Source organism: Aliagarivorans marinus DSM 23064 (genome assembly GCF_000429485.1).
Taxonomy (GTDB): Bacteria; Pseudomonadota; Gammaproteobacteria; order Enterobacterales; family Celerinatantimonadaceae; genus Aliagarivorans; species Aliagarivorans marinus.
This window is the reverse complement of sequence record NZ_AUBY01000015.1, coordinates 80,910-106,630: the sequence shown is the minus strand read 5'-3', so window position 1 is coordinate 106,630 and position 25,721 is coordinate 80,910. Positions and strand designations below refer to the sequence as shown.

Annotated in this window: 25 protein-coding genes; 9 read left to right on the top strand and 16 right to left on the bottom strand. The window is 52.8% G+C overall.

All coding sequences use genetic code 11. From position 1 onward, the window contains the following. Window positions 1-65: 65 nt before the first annotated feature. From G461_RS0106570 to G461_RS23515, 8 genes are all read right to left on the bottom strand, one after another. A complete protein-coding gene (locus G461_RS0106570; RefSeq protein WP_035479585.1) occupies window positions 66-551 on the bottom strand; it encodes a DUF3299 domain-containing protein in 486 nt (161 codons plus the stop codon). A 9-nt stretch (window positions 552-560) separates the two neighbouring features. After that, window positions 561-1,787 carry an ABC transporter permease gene (locus G461_RS0106565; protein WP_026971235.1) on the bottom strand — a complete coding sequence of 409 codons (1,227 nt, stop codon included), beginning with the start codon at window positions 1,785-1,787 and terminating at the stop codon, window positions 561-563. After that, complete coding sequence (locus G461_RS0106560; protein ID WP_026958198.1) at window positions 1,774-2,484, bottom strand: ABC transporter ATP-binding protein; 711 nt, start codon at window positions 2,482-2,484, stop codon at window positions 1,774-1,776. Before G461_RS0106560 ends, G461_RS0106565 begins: the two co-directional genes overlap by 14 nt. 1 nt (window position 2,485) lies before the next feature. Beyond that, complete coding sequence (locus G461_RS0106555) at window positions 2,486-3,214, bottom strand: ZrgA family zinc uptake protein (protein WP_026971234.1); 729 nt, start codon at window positions 3,212-3,214, stop codon at window positions 2,486-2,488. 41 nt (window positions 3,215-3,255) lie between these two features. Then, window positions 3,256-3,531: a hypothetical protein gene (locus G461_RS0106550; RefSeq protein ID WP_026971233.1), complete on the bottom strand. Its 276-nt coding sequence runs from the start codon at window positions 3,529-3,531 to the stop codon at window positions 3,256-3,258. A gap of 157 nt (window positions 3,532-3,688) precedes the next feature. After that, the gene (locus G461_RS0106545; RefSeq protein ID WP_026971232.1) at window positions 3,689-4,504 is read right to left on the bottom strand and encodes a DUF2797 domain-containing protein; all 816 of its coding nucleotides are present in this window, start codon (window positions 4,502-4,504) and stop codon (window positions 3,689-3,691) included. A 90-nt stretch (window positions 4,505-4,594) separates the two neighbouring features. After that, entirely contained in the window at window positions 4,595-5,287 is a 693-nt protein-coding gene (locus G461_RS0106540) for a substrate-binding periplasmic protein (RefSeq protein ID WP_026971231.1), read from the bottom strand. Between the two features lie 70 nt (window positions 5,288-5,357). Next, window positions 5,358-6,305, bottom strand: coding sequence for a chemotaxis protein (locus G461_RS23515; RefSeq protein WP_051333404.1), 948 nt, complete (start codon window positions 6,303-6,305; stop codon window positions 5,358-5,360). A 288-nt stretch (window positions 6,306-6,593) separates the two neighbouring features. Between G461_RS23515 and G461_RS0106530 the strand changes: the two genes are divergently transcribed. From G461_RS0106530 to G461_RS26670, 6 genes are all read left to right on the top strand, one after another. Then, a complete protein-coding gene (locus tag G461_RS0106530) occupies window positions 6,594-7,322 on the top strand; it encodes a glutathione peroxidase (protein ID WP_026971230.1) in 729 nt (242 codons plus the stop codon). Window positions 7,323-7,381: 59 nt separating this feature from the next. Then, window positions 7,382-8,854, top strand: coding sequence for a dihydrolipoyl dehydrogenase (locus tag G461_RS0106525; protein WP_026971229.1), 1,473 nt, complete (start codon window positions 7,382-7,384; stop codon window positions 8,852-8,854). A 100-nt stretch (window positions 8,855-8,954) separates the two neighbouring features. Continuing rightward, on the top strand, window positions 8,955-10,565 hold the full coding sequence (locus tag G461_RS0106520) for a GGDEF domain-containing protein (RefSeq protein WP_026971228.1): 1,611 nt from the start codon (window positions 8,955-8,957) through the stop codon (window positions 10,563-10,565). Window positions 10,566-10,608: 43 nt separating this feature from the next. Next, window positions 10,609-11,796, top strand: a complete 1,188-nt coding sequence (fabV, locus tag G461_RS0106515; RefSeq protein ID WP_026971227.1) for an enoyl-ACP reductase FabV — start codon at window positions 10,609-10,611, stop codon at window positions 11,794-11,796. Continuing rightward, window positions 11,793-12,143, top strand: coding sequence for a GNAT family N-acetyltransferase (locus G461_RS23510; RefSeq protein ID WP_051333403.1), 351 nt, complete (start codon window positions 11,793-11,795; stop codon window positions 12,141-12,143). The genes fabV and G461_RS23510 overlap by 4 nt, the downstream gene beginning before the upstream one ends. After that, window positions 12,088-12,207: a hypothetical protein gene (locus G461_RS26670; protein WP_483756941.1), complete on the top strand. Its 120-nt coding sequence runs from the start codon at window positions 12,088-12,090 to the stop codon at window positions 12,205-12,207. Before G461_RS23510 ends, G461_RS26670 begins: the two co-directional genes overlap by 56 nt. 238 nt (window positions 12,208-12,445) lie before the next feature. On the opposite strand, the gene G461_RS23505 is transcribed toward G461_RS26670, so the two are convergent. Together G461_RS23505 and G461_RS0106500 are read right to left on the bottom strand one after the other, a co-directional pair. Continuing rightward, window positions 12,446-13,213, bottom strand: a complete 768-nt coding sequence (locus G461_RS23505) for a class I SAM-dependent methyltransferase (RefSeq protein WP_051333402.1) — start codon at window positions 13,211-13,213, stop codon at window positions 12,446-12,448. Window positions 13,214-13,293: 80 nt separating this feature from the next. Beyond that, window positions 13,294-16,425, bottom strand: coding sequence for an ABC transporter substrate binding protein (locus G461_RS0106500; RefSeq protein ID WP_026971226.1), 3,132 nt, complete (start codon window positions 16,423-16,425; stop codon window positions 13,294-13,296). 160 nt (window positions 16,426-16,585) lie between these two features. Between G461_RS0106500 and G461_RS0106495 the strand changes: the two genes are divergently transcribed. After that, complete coding sequence (locus tag G461_RS0106495) at window positions 16,586-17,698, top strand: glycosyltransferase family 4 protein (protein ID WP_026971225.1); 1,113 nt, start codon at window positions 16,586-16,588, stop codon at window positions 17,696-17,698. Between the two features lie 185 nt (window positions 17,699-17,883). Continuing rightward, entirely contained in the window at window positions 17,884-18,663 is a 780-nt protein-coding gene (locus tag G461_RS0106490) for a glycosyltransferase (protein ID WP_026971224.1), read from the top strand. A gap of 33 nt (window positions 18,664-18,696) precedes the next feature. Here the strand turns inward: G461_RS0106490 and G461_RS0106485 are convergent, their stop codons facing one another. Then, a complete protein-coding gene (locus G461_RS0106485; RefSeq protein WP_157360248.1) occupies window positions 18,697-19,242 on the bottom strand; it encodes a hypothetical protein in 546 nt (181 codons plus the stop codon). Next, window positions 19,242-20,660, bottom strand: coding sequence for a capsule assembly Wzi family protein (locus G461_RS0106480; RefSeq protein WP_084429058.1), 1,419 nt, complete (start codon window positions 20,658-20,660; stop codon window positions 19,242-19,244). The genes G461_RS0106485 and G461_RS0106480 overlap by 1 nt, the downstream gene beginning before the upstream one ends. 318 nt (window positions 20,661-20,978) lie before the next feature. Here G461_RS0106480 and G461_RS0106475 point away from each other — a divergent pair, with 318 nt between their 5' ends. Then, complete coding sequence (locus G461_RS0106475; RefSeq protein WP_026971221.1) at window positions 20,979-21,992, top strand: glycosyltransferase family 9 protein; 1,014 nt, start codon at window positions 20,979-20,981, stop codon at window positions 21,990-21,992. A gap of 60 nt (window positions 21,993-22,052) precedes the next feature. Here the strand turns inward: G461_RS0106475 and G461_RS0106470 are convergent, their stop codons facing one another. Genes G461_RS0106470 through G461_RS23495 form a run of 4 tightly spaced genes read right to left on the bottom strand, consistent with a single transcriptional unit; the run spans window position 22,053 to window position 25,662 of the window. Further along, window positions 22,053-22,793: a glycosyltransferase family 25 protein gene (locus tag G461_RS0106470; protein WP_026971220.1), complete on the bottom strand. Its 741-nt coding sequence runs from the start codon at window positions 22,791-22,793 to the stop codon at window positions 22,053-22,055. Between the two features lie 4 nt (window positions 22,794-22,797). After that, a complete protein-coding gene (locus tag G461_RS0106465; RefSeq protein WP_026971219.1) occupies window positions 22,798-23,577 on the bottom strand; it encodes a hypothetical protein in 780 nt (259 codons plus the stop codon). Next, window positions 23,570-24,511, bottom strand: coding sequence for a polysaccharide pyruvyl transferase family protein (locus G461_RS25425; RefSeq protein ID WP_026971218.1), 942 nt, complete (start codon window positions 24,509-24,511; stop codon window positions 23,570-23,572). Before G461_RS25425 ends, G461_RS0106465 begins: the two co-directional genes overlap by 8 nt. Further along, a complete protein-coding gene (locus G461_RS23495; protein WP_051333401.1) occupies window positions 24,511-25,662 on the bottom strand; it encodes a hypothetical protein in 1,152 nt (383 codons plus the stop codon). The genes G461_RS25425 and G461_RS23495 overlap by 1 nt, the downstream gene beginning before the upstream one ends. Window positions 25,663-25,721 lie beyond the last annotated feature (59 nt).

The following is a 25,721-nucleotide window of genomic DNA, read 5'->3' as shown; positions in this document are numbered from 1 at the left end:
TTCTCTAATCTGCAGATAGTAAAAGGGACGCTGCAGCGTCCCTTTTTAGTTCAAATGCGCATCACTTAGTTATCGTAAAGAGTAATCGCACTCGGCTCGCTAATCGCATAGCCCACCGTGGCCATATCCTGCACATCACGGATCTCGGTGCGGATGGTGCCTTCTACCCAAACCGGCTCCCACCAGTCTTCCAAGCGGAAGCCCCTCTCGGTGGTGACATAAACGATCTGATTGGGCGGCGGTGGCGGGTAGTGGATACACGCGCCAAAATAAGGCACCAGCAAAAACTCGGTCACCATATCCTGATCGCCCTCCAGCGGTACTACAAAGCCCGGAATACGGATCGGCGTGTTGTTCAGCTCTTCATTGAGGCTGACATTCAGGTTCTGTTGGGCCTGCGCCATGGGGTCATCGTGGTCGACTTCTGGCTCGTCAATCCAGATCCCGCGCTCACTTTCAGGGAGCAGGCTTTCCCAGACCTCTATGCCAGACTCATCTTCGGCCCAGACCAATGTGCTGAAAAGCGCCAGCACCAAGGCAATTACTCTCATCTCGATCCCCTATACTCGAATGCTCATGCCGTCGTTCAACGAATAACGATAGGCACGCCAGGCCGGAATCATACCGCTAAACGTGCCAACCATCACTACTGCTAGCAACATTTGCCACTGACTGTTACTCAGACCACCCAAGGTCAGATAGAGTCCCATCTGATTGAGCAGAAACGGCTGCAGTGCTGCTAATAAAGCATACTGTAGCAGTGCGCCGAGGATCACACCTGCCACACTGAGCAAAAGCGACTCCAACACCAGCAATAGGAAGATCTGATAGGGGCGCGCGCCCACCGAACGCAGAATCGCCATTTCCCGGCGGCGCTCTTTAAGGCTAGCCAGCAGGGCGGCCAACATACTCAGCAGGCCAGTTAACACCACACATACCGACACCGCCAGTAGTGCCTGCTCGGCCATACCCAGCACGCCCCATAGCTCCTGCAGGGCGACACCCGGTAAGATGGCCAGCAATGGCTCGGCCCGGTAGTTATTGATGGCGCGCTGCTGAGTAAACACCTGTACCCGCGAGTTCATCCCCATCAAAAAGGCGGTGATGGACTTAGGCTCCAGCTGCTCTGCGGTATAGCCGTCAGGCTGGACCGGCATATGGATCGCTTCGATAGCATCCAGCCCCACCATGACCGAGCGGTCCACCGGCGTGCCGGTTGGCGCTAAGATACCCACCACCTCGAAGGGGTGTTGGTCATGCACGTTAAAGCTGATCTCCGCCACGCCGTGGGCCACCACAATCTCTTGGCCCAGCTCGTAACCGAGGGAACGCGCCACTTCTGCGCCAAGCACCGCTTCAAAGGTGGTCTCGAAGCCATTGCCTTGAGCAAAGCTCAGCGGCTCACGGCGACCATAGCGGTAGTACTCGAAGAAATCACTGTTGGTACCCACCACTCGATAGCCACGGTGTGAATCCCCCAAGGCAATCGGAATAGTCCACTTCACGTTGCGCTGGGCGGCAATGTCCTGATAGGACGACCAGCTGATGTTGTTGGTGGCATTACCAATGTGAAAGATCGAATACAGCAGCAACTGGGTTTGGCCACTGCGTGCGCCGACTATCAGATCGGTACCGGAAACGGTAGAGGCAAAGCTCTGCTTGGTTTGCAGGCGCAATTGCTCAACCCCCAACAGCAGCGCCACACTCAGGGCGATAGTCATCACCGTCAACAGCGCCGAGGAGCGGCGCGCCCACAGGCTATGCCACGCCAGATTAGCTAACTTCATGGTGACCTCCACGATTGAGCTGAGCCAGCGACCAGGTTTGATCGAAGCGCTCAGCTAGCGCCTCGTCGTGGCTGACCAGCAGCAGGCTGCTTTCGCCCAGTTGCAGCTCAGCCATCAGCAGGTCCATAAAGCGCTCACGATTGACCGAGTCCAGCGCCGAGGTCGGCTCGTCGGCAATCAACAATGCCGGTGAGCCAATCAGAGCGCGGGCAACAGCTACCCGCTGCTGCTGGCCAATACTGAGGTTGGATACTGGCTTGGCAAGTGCAGAGTCGGGGATCTGCAGATGGTCGAGCAGGCGCAAAGCCTCCTGCTTCACCGAGCCGCCGCGCTGCTGCGCCTTGGCTCGGCGCAACTTGGAGAACTGGCAGGTCAGCATCACGTTATCCAGCACTGACAGGTAAGGCAGCAGGTTAAACTGCTGGAACACATAGCCCATATGATCGGCACGCAGCTGGTCGCGCTGATGCTTACTCATACTCAAGCAGTCTTTACCGAGAAAGTGCAGGCTGCCGGAATCGGGTTGTACCACGCCGGCAACCACACTCAACAGTGTCGATTTGCCACAGCCAGATGGCCCATGGACAAACACCTGCGAGCCGGCATCCAGCGCCAGCTGGTCAATATCCAGCACCGGTGTTTGCTCGCCGGGCCAGCTGTAAGTCAGCTGGCTCAGGCTTAACAGCTGCTCGCTCATACTACAGTGCCAGACGAGTTTGCTGAGGCGTCAGCTCCACCTGAGTTTGACCAGACTCAGTAGCCACCTGCACATTCAAGCGTTGCAAGCTTGGGAAGTGATCGAACAGTTGTAGGTCCAAGCCATTCAGCTTCTCCGGGTGATGGCAGTGAAGATGGTAGTGGTAGGCAACATCGGCATGGCCATGCTCGTGGTCGTGGTCGTGGTCGTGGTCGTGGTCGTGGTCATCATGCTTATCATGGTCATGATGATCGTGGTCATCGTGCTTATCATGGTCATGATGGTCGTGGTCATCGTGCTTATCATGGTCATGATGGCCGTGGTCATCGTGCTTGTCATGGTCATGATGGTCGTGGTCATCGTGCTTGTCGTGATCATGATGGTCGTGGTCGTCATGATGATCATGCTCGGCAGCAGCAATAGTGAGCTCACCCCATTCCGCTTCTACTTTCTCTAATTCACACTCGGCCGCCGCAGGCAGGCCCAAGGTAGCTGGGTTCGCCAACAAGGTCATTGCGCGTTCGATAGCCGCTCGCTGCTCAGCGTTTTGCGGTGCATGCTCAAAGCCCACCAAGTTGTCAGCAGGGCTGTGGAATTGCAGCTCCAACTCGTCGCCTTCGCTGGCTAGCAATAATTCCGCCACACCATGTTGGTGAGCGCCGTGACCCGCCGCAACTGAAGCCGCGCTGAAAAGGGCTGCGCTGATGGCAGCAATAGTCGTAAGTTTCATTGTGAATCCTTGTTAGTTAAATAAGAGTAAAACGTCATAACTTACAAGGAAGGGGGTGGCGCCCGAGAGAGACGGAAGTAGCCAGCAGTGTAGGTATAGCGGGCCAGCTGCAGAGCGATAAATTCGCACCGTTCATCACAAGAGGCCAACACCACCGCAACCCCCAACAACTGAAGCTGCAGTTGCCCAAAGGCCTGACAGGTATGGCACTCGTCACTATTGTGTGGATGGGAGTCGCAGTGCACCCACCACATACGCAGCAAGGCAGAGCGTTGCTGATGCAGGTGGCTGACTAAGGCGTGACTATCCGAACACATGTGCGTAGTTAGACTCAGTTGGTTGGTGATAAAACGCTGGCTATCCTAGATAACCAGCATGACCGAAACGTGACAGTTGCCGGCGAAATCGATTTTAAGCGCCTTTAGCGGCGCTGTTTGCTCAGTCAATGGGCATATTGAGCAAACGAAGCGCGCTCTAGCACTGCCACTCTACTTGATAGCTACTGAACTTGCGAATGTTGATAACGCCGGTATCCAGCAGCAAATATTGTCCTTTGATGCCCATGAGGGTGCCTTCCACTAGCGGTGCTTTATCAAGGTTAAAGCTGGTGATCTTGCTCGGATACTCTAGCACCGGGTAGTCAATGGCCACATTCTCGCGCTGCGCCAACAGCTCAATCGCCTCTGCGCCGCGCTCTAGGGCGATCTGCTCGATGGCCGGGGCAACCGTCTCCAGCAAGCGATCGGCTTCGGCGGATAAATCGATATCCACCTGCTCTCCTTTGAGCATGGCTCGCCAGTTGGTTTTATCTGCCACATGCTCTGCAATGGCGATTTCCAGCAAGCCAGACACATGGCGGCTGCTCACTTTGGCAATCGCCAAGGCCTGGGTAGCACCCTGATCAATCCAGCGAGTAGGCAGTTGGTTTTCACGGGTGATCCCGACCTTTAGCCCGGAGGTGTTGGACAGGTAAACATAGTGAGGGATCATACAATGCTGCTCTCCCCACTCTGGCTCGCGGCATGTGCCCTGCGCGAAATGACAGGTCTCAGGCTTTAGGATGCACATATCGCAGCGGGCCAGCTTCTTCATACACACAAAGCAGTGACCTTGGGAGTAGCTTTTCTTGGTTTTCTTGCCACAGGCGCTGCAGTGGATCGCCTGCTTGAATTCGAAGCGAACGGTCTTCCCCAGATAATCATTAAGGGGAACTTCCTGCTCGTCCAAGCGCATAAAGTAATTTACCGGCGAGTCCAGCTCCACTCGCATCTTATCGAGATGTCCCAGCATCAATGTATATCTTCCGTTGCCCTAAAAAAGCGCAGTGTAACGACGTCACAGCATGAAGAAAAGCGGTGTTAGCAATAACCACAAGGCTAGCTAGTAGGGATACTCGATATCGGAGCCGAGGGTATCAATCATGATTTGCCGCAGTTCACCGCTGTCGATGAGAGCCTTCATTTCATCTTCAAACTGAGCGCGTAACTGTTGGCCACGCTCACTCAGCGAAAAGCAAAAGTGGATGGGAAACTCCACTACGTTGTCGATAAACACAAAGCCTTGGCCGAGATTCGCTTGCTGCAAGGTGCTTTCCATATCCACCCGATAATCAATCACTGCATCAATGCGGCGGCTATTCAGCAGCTTCAGGATAACCGCCAAGTCTGCTAGCTCGTGGTAATCCGTGCTTGCCGGTAGGGTGTCAGCCCAGTCATAGCCAAGGCGTCCATAAACCCGCTTCCCTTTGAGATCGTCAAGACCGGACCAGTTTTCTGCCAGCTCTTGGCTAAGCGCAAGATCGGCGGTCTCCAAGCCAACTAAGTAGGGGGAACAGAACTGTGCAGGGATGGCATCCGGCGAGATGCCCATCGCCATATCCACGGCGGCATAGCGAACCAATGCGATACTGCGCAGGTAAGGAACAAAGCTGACTTCATAGTCGCGCTCTGGAAAGATGCGATTAAGGATGGAGAAATAATAGCCGCTAAGATCGCTATTGGAATAGTCCTGCCACTGCTCGGTGGCAACACTAAACGGCTTGGCGGGGAGGCTCGCCAAGCAGAGTAATAACACTAATATGCTCAGTAGTTTATACACGGCCAAGCCATATAGAGAATTCTATCTGAAAGCTTAGCAAACGCTGTTAGATCAGTTTGTCGATCTCTTCCTGAGTTTCGCTCATATCCTCATGCGAGGCATCGCCTACTTTAAACTTACCGGCACCCTGCAACATCGCGGCGATGAGATCAGGGGCATTGAACTTGGTCAGTGCATCGTTGGCCCCCACCTGTTTGGCGCGATCGACGCTGATCTCACTCGACAACGAGGTGTGGAGGATAATAAAGGCATCGGCCAGCTTGGGGTTTGAGCGCACCTCAAAGGTCAGCTCGTAGCCATCCAGACCGGGCATCTCAATGTCACTGACCAGAATCTGAATCGGTTTATCATCGGCGGCAGCTTGTTCCATGACCTCCAGCGCATGGCGGCCGTTATCCACCATACGGAAGCTCACCTCAATGCTATCGAGGGCACGCTTTAGCTGGCGACGAGCAGTGGGCGAGTCATCCACCAGCAAGATCTCGCAGCGACTAAGCATTGCTTGGTCGGCCAGGCTGATACTGATATCGTCCTGAATGAACTCATCGGGGAAGATCGATTCGAGCAGCATCTCAATATCCAACAGCTGGATAAGCTTGTCGTCGCTGCGGGTCACCCCGGAGATAAAGGCATTGCGTCCCACCGAGGCGGGCACCGAATCAATATCGTCCCAACGGCACTCGGTGATCTTATCGATACCGCGCACCATAAAGCCCACGGTTTGACGGCACACATCTACCACGATAATCGAGCAACTCTGGCGCTCTTCCGGGGTAATCGGGCGATAGCCCACGGCGGCCGGTAGGTCGATAACCGACAGAGTAAGCCCGCGCAGCGAGGTTGAGCCCAACACATTAGGGTGCGAATGCGGCAATGGCGTGAGCGGCATGCATGGCACAATCTCTCGCACCTTCAGGGTACCGATAGCGAAAGACTGGTTAAGCGATAACCTAAAATGCAGCAAGCCTTGCGACTGACTGGTGGTGCTATGCATAGAGCGCTCTCCGGTTGTGATATTGCGACCATTCACATGAAATCACTAGGGATATTATCATGGTGCAACAACATTTATGCAGTGGCTGATCGACATATTCTGTTGAAATCACTGTTCATAGATCTCGCCACTAATCCCTTGCTTATATCTCTGTATCCGAATCCAGCACGCAGCATTTAATTAGCAGTAGCTATCAAACCGATAAAAACAACCTTTTTTACCTATCGTTCGGTTTATCGGATACTAACACCATCAAAACGAAAGCTACTCACCACCAGGAGTCACAAGATGCTAGAGAATAAAGAAGGACAACGCGTACCACAGGTTGTATTCCATACCCGTAAAGGCGATAGCTGGGTAGATATCAGCAGCGACGAGCTGTTTGCTAATAAAAACGTTGTGGTGTTCGCGCTACCCGGTGCATTCACCCCTACCTGTTCATCGACTCACCTGCCTCGCTACAACGAGCTAGCAGATGTACTCAAGCAAAACGGCGTAGATGACATTGTTTGTCTGAGCGTGAACGACACCTTCGTGATGAACGCATGGCTGGCCGACCAAGAAGCCGAACACATTACTGTTATCCCTGATGGTAGCGGCGAGTTTACCGACGGCATGGGCATGCTGGTCGACAAAGCCGACCTGGGCTTCGGCAAGCGTAGCTGGCGCTACTCGATGCTGGTTAAAGATGGCGTTATCGACAAGATGTTCATCGAGCCAGACGTACCGGGCGACCCGTTCGAAGTATCAGATGCCGATACCATGTTGAACTATCTGAACCCAGAGGCCGCCAAGCCGTCTGCTATCAGCATTATTACCAAGCCAGGCTGCCCATTCTGCGCCAAAGCCAAGCAACTGCTGCACGATAAAGGCATGCGCTTTGAAGAAATCGTACTGGGCAGCGACGCCACCAGCGTAAGCCTAAAAGCACTGAGCGGTCGCAGCACCGTACCGCAAGTGTTCATCGATGGTCGCCACATCGGCGGTAGCGATGACCTTGAGCAACACTTGGCCTAAATGAAAGATAAGCAGCCCGCCCCGGTCCTAATCGGGGTGGCTGTAATCAGGAGAACAACATGACTGCCCCATCTCAATTCGACGTCAAAGTAGCCATCCTCGGTGGCGGCACCGCTGGTTTGGCGGCCTACCGCGCAGCCAAAGAGCACAGTGACTCTGTAGTAATGATCGAAACAGGCCCTTACGGCACTACCTGTGCGCGGGTTGGCTGTATGCCAAGTAAGCTGTTGATCGCTGCAGCAGAGAATGCTCACCAGTACGAAAAATCCGCCGCCTTTGGGGTAAACCTCGGCAAGCCCGAAATCGATGGCCACGCAGTGATGCAACGGGTTAAAAGCGAACGCGACCGCTTTGTGGGCTTTGTACTGGAATCGGTAGATAGCATTCCAAGCGATCATCGCATCGATGGCCGCGCCCGCTTCGTCGACCAGCACACGCTGGAGATCACCGCAGCCGATGGGCAAGTATCGACGCTTACCGCCGAGCGTGTTGTGATTGCCACTGGCTCACGCCCAAGCTACCCGGCGCCATGGCAAGAGCTGGGTGACCGTCTGGTGGTAAACGACGACGTGTTTGATTGGGATACCCTACCGGAATCCGTTGCCGTATTTGGCCCAGGCGTGATTGGCTTGGAGTTGGGCCAAGCCCTTCACCGCCTTGGCGTAAAGGTGCTGATGTTCGGTGTGGGTGGTGTTGTTGGGCCGCTGAGCGACCCAGCGCTGCTGGATTACGCCAACAAGACCTATGGCGATGAGTTCTACCTCGACAGCGATGCCAAGGTTGAGAAGATCCAACGTGAAGGCGATAAAGTGCTACTCGGCTATCAAGACAAGCAGGGCGAGTACCAAGAAGCCAAGGTGGATTACCTGCTAGCTGCCACTGGCCGCCGCCCGAATGTGGATAACATCGGCCTGGAGAACCTGTCGATTGAGCTAGACCAGCGCGGTGTACCGGTCGCTGACAAGTACACCATGCAAACCTCGTTGCCACATGTGTTTGTCGCCGGCGATGCCAGCAACCAGATCCCTTTGCTGCATGAAGCCGCTGACCAAGGCAAGATTGCTGGTGACAACGCCGGTCGTCCGAGCAATGATATCCGCGCCGGACTGCGCCGCACCTCGATCGCTGCGGTCTTCAGTGACCCGCAGATCGCCATGGTGGGTGAGGGCTTCCGCGAAATCGAGCAGCGCTTGGGTAAATGTGGCTGTTTCGAAGTGGGCGAAGTCAGCTTTGAAAACCAGGGCCGGAGCCGCGTGATGTTGGTGAACAAAGGTCTGGCGCATCTTTACGGCGAGCAGGGCACCGGTCGCTTCCTTGGTGCAGAGATCATTGGCCCGAATGCCGAGCACTTGGCACATTTGCTGGCTTGGGCGCATCAAAACCAGATGACTGTGGCGCAGATGCTTGATATGCCGTTCTACCATCCGGTTATCGAAGAGGGTGTTCGCACTGCACTTCGCGACCTAAATGCTAAACTGCATCTAGGACCTGAAATGATCGACGCATGTATGGAATGCGGTGTAGGTAGCTAGACCCCTACCTTAACCCTCCATCTAAGCAAGGCTTCGGCCTTGCTTATCTTTTTTCAGGGCTTGGGGTATGCTGAACTAAGTCGATAGCAAAGGAGGGCGGATGCTAAGACTGCTAGGGATCTGGATTTTAACTTGCAGCATGGCATGGGCCGGTAGCCTGATCGAGTCTGATCTGCGGGTATATGTCGCCAAGGACAGCCAGGTTCTACCTAACCGCTACCTTAGTATCCCGGATTGGCTAGAAGGGCTAACCCAAGTCGAGCAGGTCACCCCTGAACATCAAAGCTATTGGTTGGTTAAGCAGATCGTGATCAACGAGCCAGACCATTGGCTGGTTAACATCGATGGCAGCATGCTGCAAAAAGCCGATATTTACTTATTCTCCGAAGCCAACCAGCTCTACCACCGGGCCAGCGGTTACAACAAGCCTTCCCCGCACGCATTTTCTTACGCAGCAACCATCGACACCCCAACCCTTGGCGGATACTGGCTAATCGTACGTGTTTATTCTCCCTTTTATACCGGGCAGCCCGACGTATCAATGCAGCCCGAAAGCGAGTTTGCCAAGCACCAAGGCTGGCGACTCGGACTAACCTCATTGGGTTTGGGCGGTATCTTGGTGTTTGCCCTCTACCACTTGGTTCTGGCCGGGCTGGAGCGGCAATGGCGCTTTGTCCATTCCGGGCTATTTATCTTGGTGTTCTCCGCGCTGATCGTCACCCGTTTCGAGTTAGAGCGCAGCATGTTGTCGCTCTACTCAATGCAGCTCTACCCCTTGCTTAGCCTGAGCTTGCCGCTGTTCAGCGCACTCATGTTCAACAGCTACCTCAAACCCGGCAAAGAGATGCCCTTAGTGGGTTACAGCCTGCTGCTGTTGCCGCTGGCCAGTATTGTGGCGATGGCGCTGTACAGCCAATATCCGGCTTGGTTTGCCACCATCAGCCAATTTATGCGCTTGCTTACCGGCGCTATCGGCGCCTGGATCATTGCGCTCGCCTGCTACCTGCGTAAACCCTATGCCAAGGTATTCGCCGCCAGCTTTGTTTTCTGGCTGCTGGCCATTAGCTGTCTGTTCAATCCCTTCTCCAGCGGTTTGGGACTAAGCCCGCAGTTGTCGGAGATGCTGGGCATTGGCTTCGCCTCTTTTGGTGTCATGGTGTTTACCCTTGGCTTGGGGCAGCAGTACCGGCGCTGGCAGATGCTCAGCCAAGACGTGAAGCAAGAGCTAGAGAATGAACGTAAGCAGGCGCGCCTTGACCCCTTAACGGGCCTAAGCAACCGTTTTGCCTTTGAGGAGTTTCTCAACCAGCAAAGCGGTAAGGAGACGCTTTGTCTAGCGCTGGCTGATATCAACTCGCTACGCCAGCTTAACGAGACTGAGGGGCACCAGAAAGGTGACCAGCTGATCTGCCTGATTGCCGACACCATGGAGCTGGTGTTCAAGAACAAAGCCCAGGTGTTCCGCATCCGTGGCGATAAATTTGCCATCGTCAGCCACCAGTTGGGCAAGAGTGAAATGCTCGACCAACTCGGTTTGGTAAACAAGATCGCCCGACTTAACAGCAGCGAGAAAACCGGCCTGAGTCTCGGCTGTGCCTACAAGAAAAAATCGGATGATCGCAACCTGCTGTTCTATCAAGCAGACAACGCATTGAGAGAAAACCAGCGTCAACGCAAAACCCCTTGCGAGGTGTTGTCCATCAGGCGCTAAGCTTCGGTATACTGACGGGGTTTCCCCATTACCGGAGTTTGCTTTGGACATTCAACTTAAGGGCAATGTAGCCAGAAACTGCCACCCACCGGGCCTACAAGCCTACCTGCAACAGCAAGCCAACTATGTACGTCAACAGCCGGCAATCAACGGCGCCAAGAAAGTGTTAATCCTCGGCGCGTCTTCCGGCTTTGGCTTGGCGTCACGTTTGGTGCTCAGTGAAGCAGGAGCGGCAGACACCATCGGCGTATCCTTTGAAAAGGGTCCAAGCGAGCGCGGTATAGGCACAGCAGGTTGGTACAACAACATTTATGCTAAACAGCTGGCTGAAGAGAAAGGGCTAATCGCCAAGAACTTCGTCGCAGACGCCTTTCAAGCAGACACCCGCAAACAGGTCATCGACTACATCAAACGCGAGTTTGGCGGCAAGGTCGACCTGGTTATCTACAGCCTCGCCACTGGCCGTCGCGTCACCGAATCGGGCCAATGGCAATCGGTGCTAAAAACCACCAGCGAGCCGCTGACTGGCTACAGCATCAACCTCGAGCAGCAACAGCTAGAACAGCAAACCGTTGAGGTCGCCAACGCGCAGGAGATTGACGCCACTACCAAGGTAATGGGAGGCGAAGACTGGCAGCTCTGGATGGAAGAGCTGCAACAGGCGGGGGTACTGGCAGAGGGCGCCAATACCATCGCCTATTCCTACATTGGCCCAGAGCGCACCTCGGCCATCTACCGCGAGGGCACCATCGGCTACGCTAAACAGCATCTGCATGCCACGGCCGATGCGCTCAACCAGCAGCTGCAAGACAACGTCGGCGGCAACGCCTATGCCTGTGTGTGCAAGGCCCTGGTGACCAAGGCCAGCGTCTACATCCCGGTGATGTCGCCGTATATCGCACTGCTCTACAAGGTGATGAAACAACAGGGTCTACATGAAGAGTGTACCGAGCAGGCCTACCGTCTGTTCAGCGAGCGACTCTATCCCGCTGATGGACAAGCGGTTACCGATAAGCAGCGGCAGATCCGCATCGATGATTGGGAGCTCTCGGCCGAGGTGCAATCGCAGATAAACCAGCTCTATAACAGCATCACGCCCGAGAACTTCAAGCAAACAACCGACTACGCCGGCTACCGCCAAAGCTTTGAAAGGCTCAATGGCTTTGCGGTAGAAGGAGTCGATTATCAGCAAGCCTTAAACATCGATGCACTGAGTCAGCTACGCCCATGATTGAGATACGCTCCATTACCAGCGAACAGACCTTGGCCATTCGCCACAAGGTGCTTTGGCCAGACTACCCGCTGGACTTTTGCCGGGTACCGGAAGATGAGCAGGGGCTGCATCTGGGCGGCTATATCGACCAACAGTTGGTGATCGTCGCCTCGCTGTTTTTAAGTGACAACAAGATGCGCCTGCGCAAGTTTGCCTGCTTGCCCGAGCATCAATCGCGCGGCTATGGCGGCGCAATGTTGACCCATATGCGCCAGTTGGCGAAGCAGCATGCAGCATGCAGCACAGCAACTGTGGTTCGACGCCCGCGAAAGCGCCATCGCCTTTTATCAGCGCCATGGCTTTAAGGTGATCAGCGAGCGCTTCTTCAAAGAGGATGTGCCCTACGTGAAAATGGGCAGCACTTTGTAACACCTACGATACATTGCGTAACTAAATCGCGGCCAAAAAAAAGAGAAGCTCAACGCTTCTCTTTTTAATTCTGTCGGTCAACAAAGGTCAGATCTTATATCTTTCCAAGTTATCCTTTCCTTAGGACAACGTGGCTAATCTACTCGATAGCCCTTTATTTCTGCAAGCGTTTTCAATATTCGCATAGCTAAAATATTGATCAACCTCACTATATTTCCCATTTGTTACATAGAGATGGCTAATTGCCGCTACTGACTAAATAGATATCAAAACGATGGCTTTTGGTGTCTACGGTCGCGTTCGCCTTACGCCCTGCTAAAGGCTCCGCGTAGGAGGGGCGTTTGACCACCACCCGCTTAGTGGCAACAGCAAGGGCCTTGTCGAGCAAGGTATCGGCATCTTCATCGGCGCCGACCAACGATTGAAACATCCGCATCTCTTTTTTAACTTGCGCGCTTTTTTTGCGATGCGGGTACATGGGGTCCAGGTAGACGACCTCAGCGCTGTGGCGCTGCGGGTCGAGTCCTTGGTCTTGCGCGCAAAACTCCAGACTCATCCGCTGTGACACCCATTCGCCCAGTTGGCTATCGGCTTGGGCCCGACGCAGACCATCCGCCAGCAAGGCCGCGACCATCGGCACCCGCTCCAACATGCGCACCTGACAGCCGAGGTTAGCCAGCACGAAGGCATCTCGCCCCAAACCGGCGGTGCCATCAATCACGCTGGGTCTTGCGCCCTTTTTTACGCCAACCGCGCGCGCCACCGCTTCGTTGCCACCAAAGTGGCGACGGTGGGCACTGCGTCCAGCAACAAAATCGACCAGCACGCCCGCCATCTTAGGTTCATCACACCAGCGCAGGCACAGCGCATCATCAGCGAGTTGTAAGCAAAAGCCACTGTCAGGAAGGGCCGTTACGGCTTGCCAGTTAAGGTTGGCCGGGAAGCAGTCGAGTAGCGAGGTCGATGCCTCGCCATCAATAAACACAGGTACGGTATTAGCTTGCACGTGTCGGTCTTAAACGAAAATTTGCCTAAGTTTACCTGATACCCATCCACACACGTAACTGCTCATTCATGCTGATTGGTCTAGGATAGGGCCAGCATGTCCATTGGCGTTGGTTTGCCGAAGTAGTAGCCCTGCGCATAATCGACCCCTATCTCTTGGAGAATCGCCAGGCTTTCTGCATCTTCAACAAACTCTGCGACGGTTTGCTTACCGAGCGTCTCCGCCAATTGGTGGATACTGCGCACAATGGCAGCATCCTGGGCATCGTTGGCCATATCACGTACGAACATACCGTCGATCTTGAGGTAATCGATGGGCAGGCTCTTGATATAACCAAACGACGATAGCCCGGAGCCGAAGTCATCGAGAGCCACCTTACAACCCAAGGCGCGTACCCGATTAAAGAAGTCGGTGGCAACTTGCAGGTTGGCGATAGCTACGGTTTCGGTGGTCTCAAAGCAGAGCTTGTTCAGCGGCAGTGCGCTTTGCTGTAAGTAATCGACTAGCCAGTTGATGAAATCACTGTTGCCTAGCGAGTGGCCCGAAAGGTTAATGGAGCACATATTTAGCCGAGCCACATGGCTCGGGGTTTCGCTTAGCCACACCAGAGTTTTGGTGATAACCAAGCGGTCGATTTGATCGATAAGGTTATAGTTTTCTGCCGCAGGCAGGAACAGGCCGGGCGGCACAATCCGCCCTTCTTCATCGATCATACGAATCAGCACTTCATAATGCAGGTAGTCCTCACTCGGGCCACTGACGGGTACGATTTTCTGAGCATAGGGAATAAAACGGTCTTCACGCAGCGCTTTTTGGATACGTGATACCCACGCAACCTGACCTTGACGGTGTTGGATCTCCTGCGCCTCGTCATGGAAGATAAACACCCGGTTGCGCCCCAGCGCCTTGGCGGAGAAACAGGCATTGTCGGCTTGCGCCATAATGCTCTGCACGCTGGCGCCGGACTCACGATCAAACATGGTAAGCCCCAGGCAGCCGCCAAAGCTGATCATGCGCTCGTCGCGAACAAAGTGGGTATCTTGCAACTTGGCTAGCAACTCTTCGGCAATAGTGACCGCTTGTTTTTGATCGACGTCGGTCAAGATCATGCCAAACTCGTCGCTGCCAAGGCGCGAGACAATCGCGTTTTCCGGTAGATGATGCTGCAGCACGCGCGAAACTTGCTGAAGGGCTTGGTCGCCACTGCCATGACCAAAGCTGTCGTTAATCACCTTAAACTGAGACAGGTCAAGGTGGAGCATCGCGTGCTGCTGTTGCTCGGAGTGGTCTAGCAAGCGCTGCAGGTGGCGCTCTAGATAGCCCCGGTTATAGATCCCAGTGAGCGCATCGTAGTTGGCATGGAAGTTAAGGTCATGCTGCATTGCCTTGGCAACGGTGATGTCTTCACAGACAAACAGCACCAAGCCGCGGTCAGGCAGAGACAGCGCACTCTCACGGAACCAGTACTCCTCGCCGTCGCGGTGATGATAAGCCACCTCGCGGGTTTGCACCTGTTGCTGCTGACTGAGCTTTAGCAGGTACTTGGGTAGGCTGTGTTTCTCTTTCTCGTTGATGTACAGGCCACGTAGCTGCAGCAGCTCAATGCTTTGTCGTGAGTAGCCCAGATGATTGGCGAAGGCCTCGTTGGCCATGCAGATCACCCCAAGTGGGTTGACCATGAACAGCATCGCCGGGCTGGTATCGAACAGATGACGATACATCTCTTCACTCTCGGTCAAGGCCTGCTGCTGTACCTGCACCTGCTCTAAGTCGCGCACCTCTAAAAGCACACTCTCGGTTCGATAGCCGCTGTCCAACTTGGGCGTAAAACTGATATCCAATAAACGCCGCTGCTGATGGTAGGCAAACTGCCCAAAATAGAGCACCAACTCGCCCTGACAGGCTTTAGCAAACTGCTCAGAAAACCCTGAACGCATGCGATCAGGCCAGCGCAGATGCTCGAGAAAATGCTCTCCGTCTGCAATACGTTCCTCTCCGCCAAGTAAGCGCTGCATCGCGGTATTGTGTTTAATCACCAGGCCATCCGCATCGAGCAGCGCCATCGCTTGATGGGCGCGGTTAAAACCGGCCTCCCAGCGCGCCAGTGCCTCTTGTAGGCGCTTGTGTTTGCGCTTTACGCGCAGCCACAGCAGCAAACAAAGCAGCAGCAACACGATGCCCAGCCCCCAGCCGCTCAGGGACAAGCTCATTTGCGCTACGGTAAAGCCAGGTTGGGCGGAGTCATTCATCAAGCGAGCTGTTTCTGGTAACTGTGAGCGGCTGATCCCCCAGCGCTTAAGCTGTTGGGAATCAAACACGAATTCTGCCTGCTCGGCGTCGCTCTGGCCCATCCGTCGGAAGTCTCGACCTTGTAGCAACTTGTTCAAGATAACCGAGGTCTGCTCGCCAATTTGTGACGCGCGGATCACCTTACCACCCAGCGCTCCTACCCCAATCGGCAGCTCAGACAAGCTAAACAAGGGCACCCGCGCCAGACTCGCAAGGCTCTCCATATTGTGGCTATTGAGCGCAATGCCTTCGGCAACATGCTCGCGGAACACGGCGAATACAATCGCCTCACCACTGGTCATGGTAGAGGCATGGGCTTTTAGTTCTTCATAATCGGCTTCCGTCCACAGCTTAACCTCTAAACCTTGCTGCTCAGCGAGCTCGCTGAAGCGCCGCCCTAAGGCCTCGCCAGTGGGGCCTGTCGATACCAGCAGATGCAGGGTATGCAAGTTGGGAAGAAGCTGATGATACAGAGCTATATTGTCGGCCAGCGGCAGCTCTTGCTGGACCACGATAATGCTTTGATTATCGATGGGATCACTGACCGCAAACTCAGAGCGAACCGCGGCGATAACCGGGTACTGATAGTCTCTAAAGCCTTGTGAGTGCGTAGCAAGCTGCAGTGCGTAGTCGCCGAGCGTGACTACATAGTCGAATTGGTAGTAGAGCATCAGCTCGTTGAGTTGCTGCTCCTGAGCGCGCCGGAACTCGGTAAAAGCCTCATCCACATATTGGATGCGGTGGTGATAAAACCACAGATCGGCCTGTCCCATGCCACGGTTAAGGCCTTCTTCAAACTGGGCATCCCAAATCACCCCGGCTTGATTGGCATTGAGTACCAGTACTCGGTAGGTTCTCGCTTCAAGAGCCTGTGTGCTGATTACCAGCCACAGCCCCAGGCCAATCCATAAGCCTCGCAGCACGCAATAAAACTCCCTTTTTCAATTTCTTAGCGCTAACTATAGCAAGATCTGGCAATCAAGCTATGGCTAGCTAGCGTTACTCAGCCAAATCTGTGTTCAATCAAGAGTTTTGTTAGACTGTTCCGGCAGTTTATTCAGTTACAAATCAGAGCAACAAGCGATGGAAAACCGTACCGTACTACATGTTTGTCTAAGCAAGGGTTGGGGAGGGTTGGAGATGTACCCAATCCGCACTGGCGCACAGTTTCAACAGCGAGGCTGGCGCGTTCTCGGCTTATGCTTATCAGGTACCCCGGTGGCCAAGGCCATGCAAGAGCAGGGCTTTGAGGTACTGATGTTTCCTTCCAAGGCGAAAGCAATATTGGCACTGGGCCAGATCAGCCGCTGGCTGAAGGCGCAGCAGTGCTCATTGATCCACTGCCACAAATCGGGCGATCTACTGATCGCCGCCTTGCTGGATAGCTTGTGCTCGCGGCGAGTTGTTTTTACCGAACATATGGGTGGAAGCAGCAGCAAACGCGACCTGTTCCATCGCTGGGTATATCGCCATGTGGACCAGCTACTGTCGATCAGTGAGTTCACCAAAGCCAAAAACCTTAAGAACCTGCCAATTGATCCCACTAAAATTGCGCGACTCTGGTTAGGCACCGCGCCACCGCCCGCGGAGCTATCCACAGGAGATGTACTCAGATTACGCCGCGAGCTCGGCTTACCAGATACCGCTCCAGTCATCGGGACCTTAGGGCGTATCGACCCGGGTAAAGGGCAACTACAGCTATTGGACGCATTCAAACAGCTTGTGGAACACGGTGATGAGCATTCCCACCTACTGATTGTTGGTGGCTTGCAAGCGGATCAGGGGGCTGATTTGACGACGCTAGGCATGCTCAAAGATAAGATTGCCGAATATGGTTTAGCACAGCGCGTGCATTTACCGGGCTTTCGCAAGGACATTCACAACATGCTGTCCGTTATGGATGTGGTTTGCCTATTGTCTAAAGAGGAAGCCTTTGGTTTAACCGTCATTGAAGCGATGATGACAGGGCGGGTTGTGCTTGGCGCTGATAGCGGGGCAATTCCAGAGCTACTCGATAATCCCGCACTCACGGTACCTTTTGATAACCCCGACAAAATCGCCACAACATTGGAGAAGCTTATCGCCGATGATGACAAACCCGCGTTAGCCGCTGGTTTGAAAACACGCGCCGAGAAACACTTTTTACTGGAGACGCATTTAGCCCAGTTAGAGAAATATTACTTGAACGGTGAATAATCAAACACATCGAGTGATACTATTATTTATAGCCACAGCTCGATGTTCGCTAAATGGGGCCGCGAGCTTGTTAGACACTTGTCTGCATGTTAGATTCCCTGAAATTAACAAACTGAAACCTAGCCGTAGTTAATAGGTTAAACAGTATCGTAATCGTATAAAGCTTGCTTGGATACTCGTCATTGATGACCCCTCCCTATGCGCAGTCTCTCTGGATTGGTTCTAGCCTCTCCAAGGTAGAGCAATTGTCTTTGGCCTCGTTCATCGCCAACGGTATGCCCTTTGTACTTTACGTTTATCAAGACGTGAAGAATGTGCCCGATGGCGTAGAGATCAAAGATGCCAACACCATTCTAGATGAGAGCAAAGTATTCAAGCACGTAAAAGGAAGTTTCGCGCCGTTTTCAGATCTGTTCAGAATCTCGCTACTGCAGCAAACTGATGGCTACTGGGTGGACACCGATATGGTGTGTTTGAAGCCTTTCGATTTCAGCCAAGAAAACGTGTTTGGCCTGGAGTCTGATGACAAGGCAAACACCGCCGTGTTAAGGCTCGCCAATAATGACAGCTTACTTACCACTATGAGTGAGTATTGCTCTCACCCTAGCAAGCTTCAGCCCTACGACTCACGCCGAACTGCCAGAAATAAAATCAAGCGCAAGCTACAGTTTAAAAACCAGTATCGGAATGTGCGCTTTGGGGAAACCGGCCCAGAGCTGATAACCAGTATCTTGAAGCATCAGCAACGCTTCGATGAAGCCCTGCCGTTTAGTGCGTTTTACCCGATTCACCATAGCAGCGCCGCCGCGATGTTTAGCAAAGGTTCTCAGCAACTAAATGCCTTGCTGGAGAATAGCTACGCGGTACACCTTTGGAATGAAGTATTAAGAAAGCGTGGCGTAGATAAAAACGCTGGCTTTGAGCCCGACTCCTTGGTGGGCTCGCTAGCCAAACGTTTTCTTTAACAGCCTATTCGCTTTGAACTCTCTTTGAATGGCCTAGAAGTGGTAACGCAGTGAGATGCCACCAGACAAGATATCAACGAAGATATCGGGCCGCTCACTAGGGCGGTCACCCTCCTCAGTGCGGCGGTTGCGGGTTAGCGTATCGCCACTTTTCACATCCAGCACCAGACTCAGGTTCTCGGTGAGAAAGTTTCTTCTCTCCAACGTCGCGCCATAGTAAAGGCCGTAGGCAGGCAGGCGGTAATCATAGCTGGCCGCACCAATAAACGCCCCAGCACGCCAGCGGCTGGAAAACGCGTACTGATAGTCCAGTGCACGCAAACCATAAAACCAGTTACCGTCGTAGCGATCCACATCGAGGCGGATCCCCAAATGATGCTTGTCAGAGAATGCACGCGAGACACCGATCCCGGCGTGTACGCTTCCTTTTACTGAGCTGAAGTCATGGCTGGGGTCTTCTTTGACCTCGTTGTACTTAATGGCATACAAGTTGGCACCTGCCTCAACGCTTACCTCATAGGCCATGGCTGGCAACGAGCACAACAACAGGGAACCTAAAAGAATTCCTTTTTTAGACACTACCATCTTACAAAGCCTCCCAGCCGTGCATAGTCTTCATCAAATACATCTCTACCTACCATTAACTCACCACCCCATAGGTAATCACCGTGCTTCAGGCTGGCTTTCAACGTTAAAGAGTGGGCTCTTACGTAATCATTTTGGCTGTAGCTCTCGTTTTGCAGAGTCTTGTAGTTAAGGTCAAAGCGCGTCCGAGAGGAGTATTGCCAACCCACAAACAGCTCATGAGCTTGGGCACCCACGCCATCACCCATTACACGTTGCGTCGCCCCCCAGTGACCTAGCACAGTACCTTCATTGGTCATACCGTCCAAGTAGATGGAATGCACGTACCAAGCATCCTGCCACTGCGAGAACTCATAGGTAAGGTCGAAATCCTGCCACACACGTGGAAAGTCAATCCCCCCACTAAGCGCAGCATTGCCGATACGCTTGTTGGAACCCTTGGCCGTATCTTCGCCGGCATACTCCAGGTAAATCGCGAATGGCACACTGCCGCTGAAGTTTACTCGGGTGAACAACGCAACCTGCTGGTTACCAAACTCATCATCCATCGACAAATCATCGCCACGGTTGTCGGTGCCCGATGGGTCGAAGAAGGCTTTAAAGATATCTTTGATGCTAGCGCCGCCGCGGGCGCCACCGCCGTATTGCATCATACGGCTTAGACCCATACTCACACCCTCAAATGGCTCTAACGAGAACTGCATTCCCGCGACATAAGGCTTACCGCTGGTAAAGTCGCCTTCGTAACGAATGCGATCAGAGTGCGACAGCTGGCCCCAGAACAGCTCGTAGTTAAAACCCACACCCCATAAATCTATCGGTCTCACGTTAGAGAACGACACCGTTGCGTAAGTTTCAGCCTGAGTGCTCAGCAGCATTGCCGAGCCACGCATTGGCGAGATCCAATGCGGCTTATAGCCAACATCGATTTGGAAGGTATCAAATCCGACGCTGACAAAGCTGCCATCAGGAGTGAAATTAGAGTCCGACGCGACCATTCCTAGATTAAACAGCACGTTGTCATGGGCGCGCCAGTAGCCACCCACACTACCATGCCACCAATCGTCGGTGGTTTCGCCACGGCGATTAAACAAGGTCATATCATCGTGATTAGAGACACTAAGCTCTGTTTCCGCCCAGGCCACACCAGCGCGTGACTGGTAGCGTGCCAAGATATCTTTGACTTCGGCACACAACCCAGCATCTCGCTCACAACCGATCTCCAAGGCATCTTCGACGGCACGAATGGCGATCGGCCGTTTTACAACCGGCACATCACTGATGAGTAAGAACCGTTCAACACTGCGCTCCATTTCAGGAGCAAGGTTAACAGGTAAGTAGGCACTGACCGGGCCCGCAAATACAGCGCCAGAATAGGCAAGCAATCCAGCTACAGGTATCCATGCTTTCATTGTTAGAGTTCGCTATGAGTTAGACCTAAGCCACGAGACTTCGCATCCTTGCTACGTGAACTAGGGTTTCCAGGGGAAATAAGGCTTCGAGTCTAAAGCAATTCTTGGCTTGAAACAAACCTGCGGCATCGAGTAATCCGCTGATTTTGGTTAAATATTTTGTTCACTCTCGACACTGTAATATAAGCGTCTGTGTCAGACATTGGTCTCTTCAAGCAAGCCTTGGTACATCACAAAGCGGAAGCACTCAGTAAGTAGTTTCGTTATAATCGCTGGCTTGAGCGGTATACAGATTAAAAAGCTAAAGAGTACTAATTTATGACTAGACACCTCTGGGTAGACGAAGGCGTATCAGTGAGCAAACGCGCTCAGGCATATCTGCAGGACCAGTTCGACCCTTTAGCCATCACCAAGATTGCGGTTATCCGCCACGCCGCGTTGGGCGATATGATTGCCGCCCGGCCGTTCTTCGTGGAGGCTCGCAAATTCTTCCCGAATGCCAAGATCACCCTGTGTCTAGATGCCAAGAGCAAGCTAGGAGCACCGCTCGATTTGGTCGACGAAGTGTTTTACATCTACGGCGAACAAGGCACCAAGAAAGTATCGGAACGCTTCAGCAACCTGCGCTCGTTGCCAGAGCAGGATATTCTGTTCGACCTGGCCGCGACCAATCGCTCTCATTTGCTCAGCATCTTCGCTAAAGCGAAACTCAAGATGGCCTTCCCCAGACGCGATATCACCCGCCCGGTCTACGACATTTGCCTAAAGCGTAGTGTCTACAAGTATGAAACCGAAACCCTACTGGACCTGCTGGTGACCCTAGGGCATTTCCCACCGCATCGCCTCGACTTCGCGCTGCCAGAGTATCAAGGCAACACCAACACCATCGCCTTTTTCACCGGAGCTTCCACCCCAAGCAAGTGCTATCCGCTAGAACAATACAAGCAGGTGATTGGCGAGCTGGCAGAGCACTATCCATCGCTCAACTTCGTGTTGCTCGAAGGCATGAACCCTGAAGAGAAAAGAACAGGTTGGGAAGCACTGTTAGAGCGTGAGAACGTTAGCGCTCAGGAGACTATGTCTATCGATGCGCTAACCGAGTTTATGGCGAACAAGTGTGATTTACTGATATGTAACGATACCGGTGTGCGCAACATTGCTCTAGCGACCCACACTCCCACCTTGGGCCTGTTCTACTCGACCTTGCCGCAACGCTATTGGCCCAAGTATGAGCCGCACTTTGTTGCTTACAGTCCGGATAGATCGGTACCGTCGGTCGAATCGGTCATAGGGGAAGCGACTAAAGCTATCGAAAGCCTTATCGGCAGCTAGCTAGAAGTCTTTTCGCGCGGCGAGCAGCTTGATAGCACTCGCTGCCTTTGAGGTGCTAGCTTAGAGGCTCTTTCTGAGGTTGAAGATCAGTCGCTGCAAGTCAGACTTAAACCTCAACCACTCGCGCTCAATCTTAGCAGCCAGTGTCCGCTCCTTGTAGCCAACCACCTGCTCTTTGATCTCAGACTCAAAATCGGTTTCGTCATTAACGATACCCGGCACCAAGCCCTTGCACTCCACGCCACTGATCCAAAACTCGTCCATATAGTCATCGACAGGCTTGTACCAGCGGGCAGCATGGGCAAGGAACTTCTCTGCGGCAGAGGGGTGTAGCAGGTAGGCCCGGGTCGAGGCGGGCCCTTTTAGGTAACGCACCACGTCGCTACCGATGTCGTCCCAATGCTCAACCAGCACACGCTTACGATGGGTTGTTTCGTTCTCAAACAAGCGGACATAGCCGTGCTTGTTAGCCAAATCCGTCAAGTGAGGTAGAGCGCTGGCGAAGGTGTCTTTTAACTCGGCGTCATCTTCTACCACGACAATCGACTCGTTCAACTCAACGCAGCGTTGCCAAAGCAAGTAGTGACTAGCAAAACAACCAAGCTCCCCGGGTAGCAGCGGGATCCCACACAGCTTTTTGCGTAGCACAACATCTTGTCGCTCAAACAGCGGATGAGGGCCTTTTCGTCCATCTATGGCATCAAAGAACTCAAAGCGGATACCTGCCTCGTTGAACTGACGTTGAATACTCTCACGCCGCGCCAACGAAGAAGCCAAGCTGATCACATAAACCTGAATCATCGCGCTATCCCGCATACCTCTTCATCAACGCACCGATCAGCGAGTTCGCGGAGAAATCGCCATTTTTGTCGATCCCTTCCCGCCGGAAGATCTCATTCCAAAGATGTAATGAATAACTGTGCTCAAGAAAGCTCGCCATCTCCTTTCCATTCTCAGAAAAAATGGTTCTCGCGCAGGAATGATGAATGGGGTAGAAGTAATAAATCGGCTTGGCTGTCGCCAGTAAATCCTTATCTTTTAAGATCTTCGTGATGAGATCTGGGCCAATCTCACCAAAGCTAATATCAGAGAGCCCACTGCGTTTAATTTTGCGCACCAACTTACGCCGCTTTACCTTATTGGAGTCGTAGTCGCGAACGACATTAGGACGTGCGCAATAATCAAGGGCTTCGCGCAATACATCGGAATCCTTGCTCAGACGCAGTACCGCACCGTTAACGCTGCCATCATCTTGGAAACCAAACACTTCGCTCTCTTCGAAGTCGTAAGGCTTCAGACATACTACATCGGTATCCACCCAAAACGACGCTGTGCTTTCCAGCAACTTGAATCGAAATACATCAGAAAAAGCGCCTAAGCTACCCGAACGGTCGCGGAAAATCTCACGCTCAGGCAATATCTCATTAGCATCTTTAACGACCACACCATCAGGCACATTGTCAATATCGCTGTAGGTATACAGATGGTAGGGATTGCCATGATGGACAAACGAACGCATAGAAAGCTGTTCGATCTTGGACAGTGACGGTCCAATCCATAGAGATTGTACGGTGTTTTTAGTCATTTCCGCTTCCCATCCACACTACATTAGGAAACTGCTTCTGAAGCGAGTACTCAAAGATAGCGCGGCACTTAAAGTAGCTGTTGCTGTAGAGGTAGACTTTCTTGCCTAACATAGCAGCCCCGATCGCCACATGTAACCTATCGGTATAAACCTCTTCGAACTTATTGATAAAGCTCAAAAATCTAAACGAGGTGTACTCCAGTTTCTCTGCCGAATTAACCCCAAACTGCATAGAGTAAGAGACATCGATATTCACATCTGGAATCGATATTCCACTTGCCTCTTGATCATAGCGAAACGCATTCAAGCGCTTCGGGTGACCCGCCTTTGCGGCCTTCTTACGGTATCGGAGATCATGGCGAAACGCGCGATATAGATACTTGCCACGCACGGTTCTCGGGCTTTTTCGACCAAACTGTTGGCGTTGGCTAACAAACTTCTTAAAAACTTGGGGGAACTGTAATTCTTGCTGTTCAACAAAAGCCTTCGCAGGGATGCAAAACGCCATATCAGGTGCGAGGTGAACCGCCACGCCTTGAGTGTGTTTTTGAACATGCTCATAGGTGACCAACTCCCTACAAAAAACAGTGGTTTCACTGCCAAGACTGGCCAAGAACTCTTCCGAACCTTGCGTTGTCTGAGGCAGCATGACCAAATGCTTGGCATGCTGACGCATCCATGACAAGTTCTCGGCGTTGTGAGGATAGAAATCTGTCAGATAGCCACCTCCCGCGTACACCACCACCTTGCCTTCAAGCACCGGGTCACGCGGAGACTCCACAAAGTGAAAACGAATACCTTCACGTTCAAAGAAAGATAACGCGCCATAGCCAATTAACGCATCACCAGCGTTACCTTGGTTAGTCACATAATAAATCTCTTCACCGGCAAAGTTCTGCTTGAAAAAATCAGCTACGAGTTGAGCATCTGACATTAGTTACCGCCTTTAAGACTATTAATCATTGTTCGTTTCTTTTGCTTGAAGTACTTCGCTAGGGCTCTGGGCCAAACTGCTTGCTGGAGCAAACGCTCCAACTGTTTTTCAAGCTGAGGATTGTTGCCGTTTCGAGCAAGCTCTTCGATGTTTTCTATTACAAATGATCTGACGTTGTCATTTGTTACATCAGTAGTTCTTTTTAAACGCTTAAAGCTATATGAGTCAGGAAAAGTCTGACATTTCTCTAAGGCGCCATGGACTTGCAGATTGATCATGGTTCGCAAGCACTTTTCGCAACGCCCACAATTATACAAGCTTCCGGGGTTCACGTAACAAACCCGCAAGTGACGCATGGCCACTTCAGAGCCTGCTATTAGCCCTATTTTGTTTACTCGAGTTGCTTCCGAACCATCATGTACAAACTCGAGTGCTTCAGAACTCCACAGCGGATCTAACAGAGGATGAGAGCCCCAGGGAAACATGTCTCGGTAAGAGTGTGTAGATGGAATCAGGACTTTTGATAACTGACTAGATAACAAGTGACCAATCGTCGCCAATACAGCACCATGACCAAACTCGCCCCAAGCCACGTGTTCATCCATATAAGCACGAGCATCCGTTTCAACTTCAATGAGGTTTTTACCGAGCTCAACTGCAATCGCCCGCAAGTTTTCCGACACCTTGTTGCGAAGATCAGTATTGTCGAGTGGAATATCCAGACCATGAACAAAAATGAGATCGGTAACCTCATCATTGTTTTTTAGAACACTGTAGAACGAGTCTGCCCCACCAGAGAAGAAGCAACCCACTCGGCGAGCCTGACTACTACTGCGCTCTACTGCTGCAGATTCACAAACCACGGGATTCAAACGAGAATCCCAACAGTGGTAGATGTCCTGCATTTGAGGCAAAGAACGCCGTAACTTGGCACTAACCTCCCCTGCAATATGCAGGGTTTGCCCACCAGCATCGACCATTGCCGGGAGTAACCCATACGATAACAGCGCATCTGCACTGGGAGTCAGAGTGGTATCGCCAAGAGCTCTAAAAAAAACAGAGCGGCTGTCGCCTGATAAGTGCAGGTTTAACTCTAGGTACTTACCACCTTCACCTATATGTTTAAACTCACACTTACTCAATTTGCTCACTAAAAACTCTCAACTTCATCGGCGTACTCGCGCCCAAATAACTCTCACAAAACCTCAGG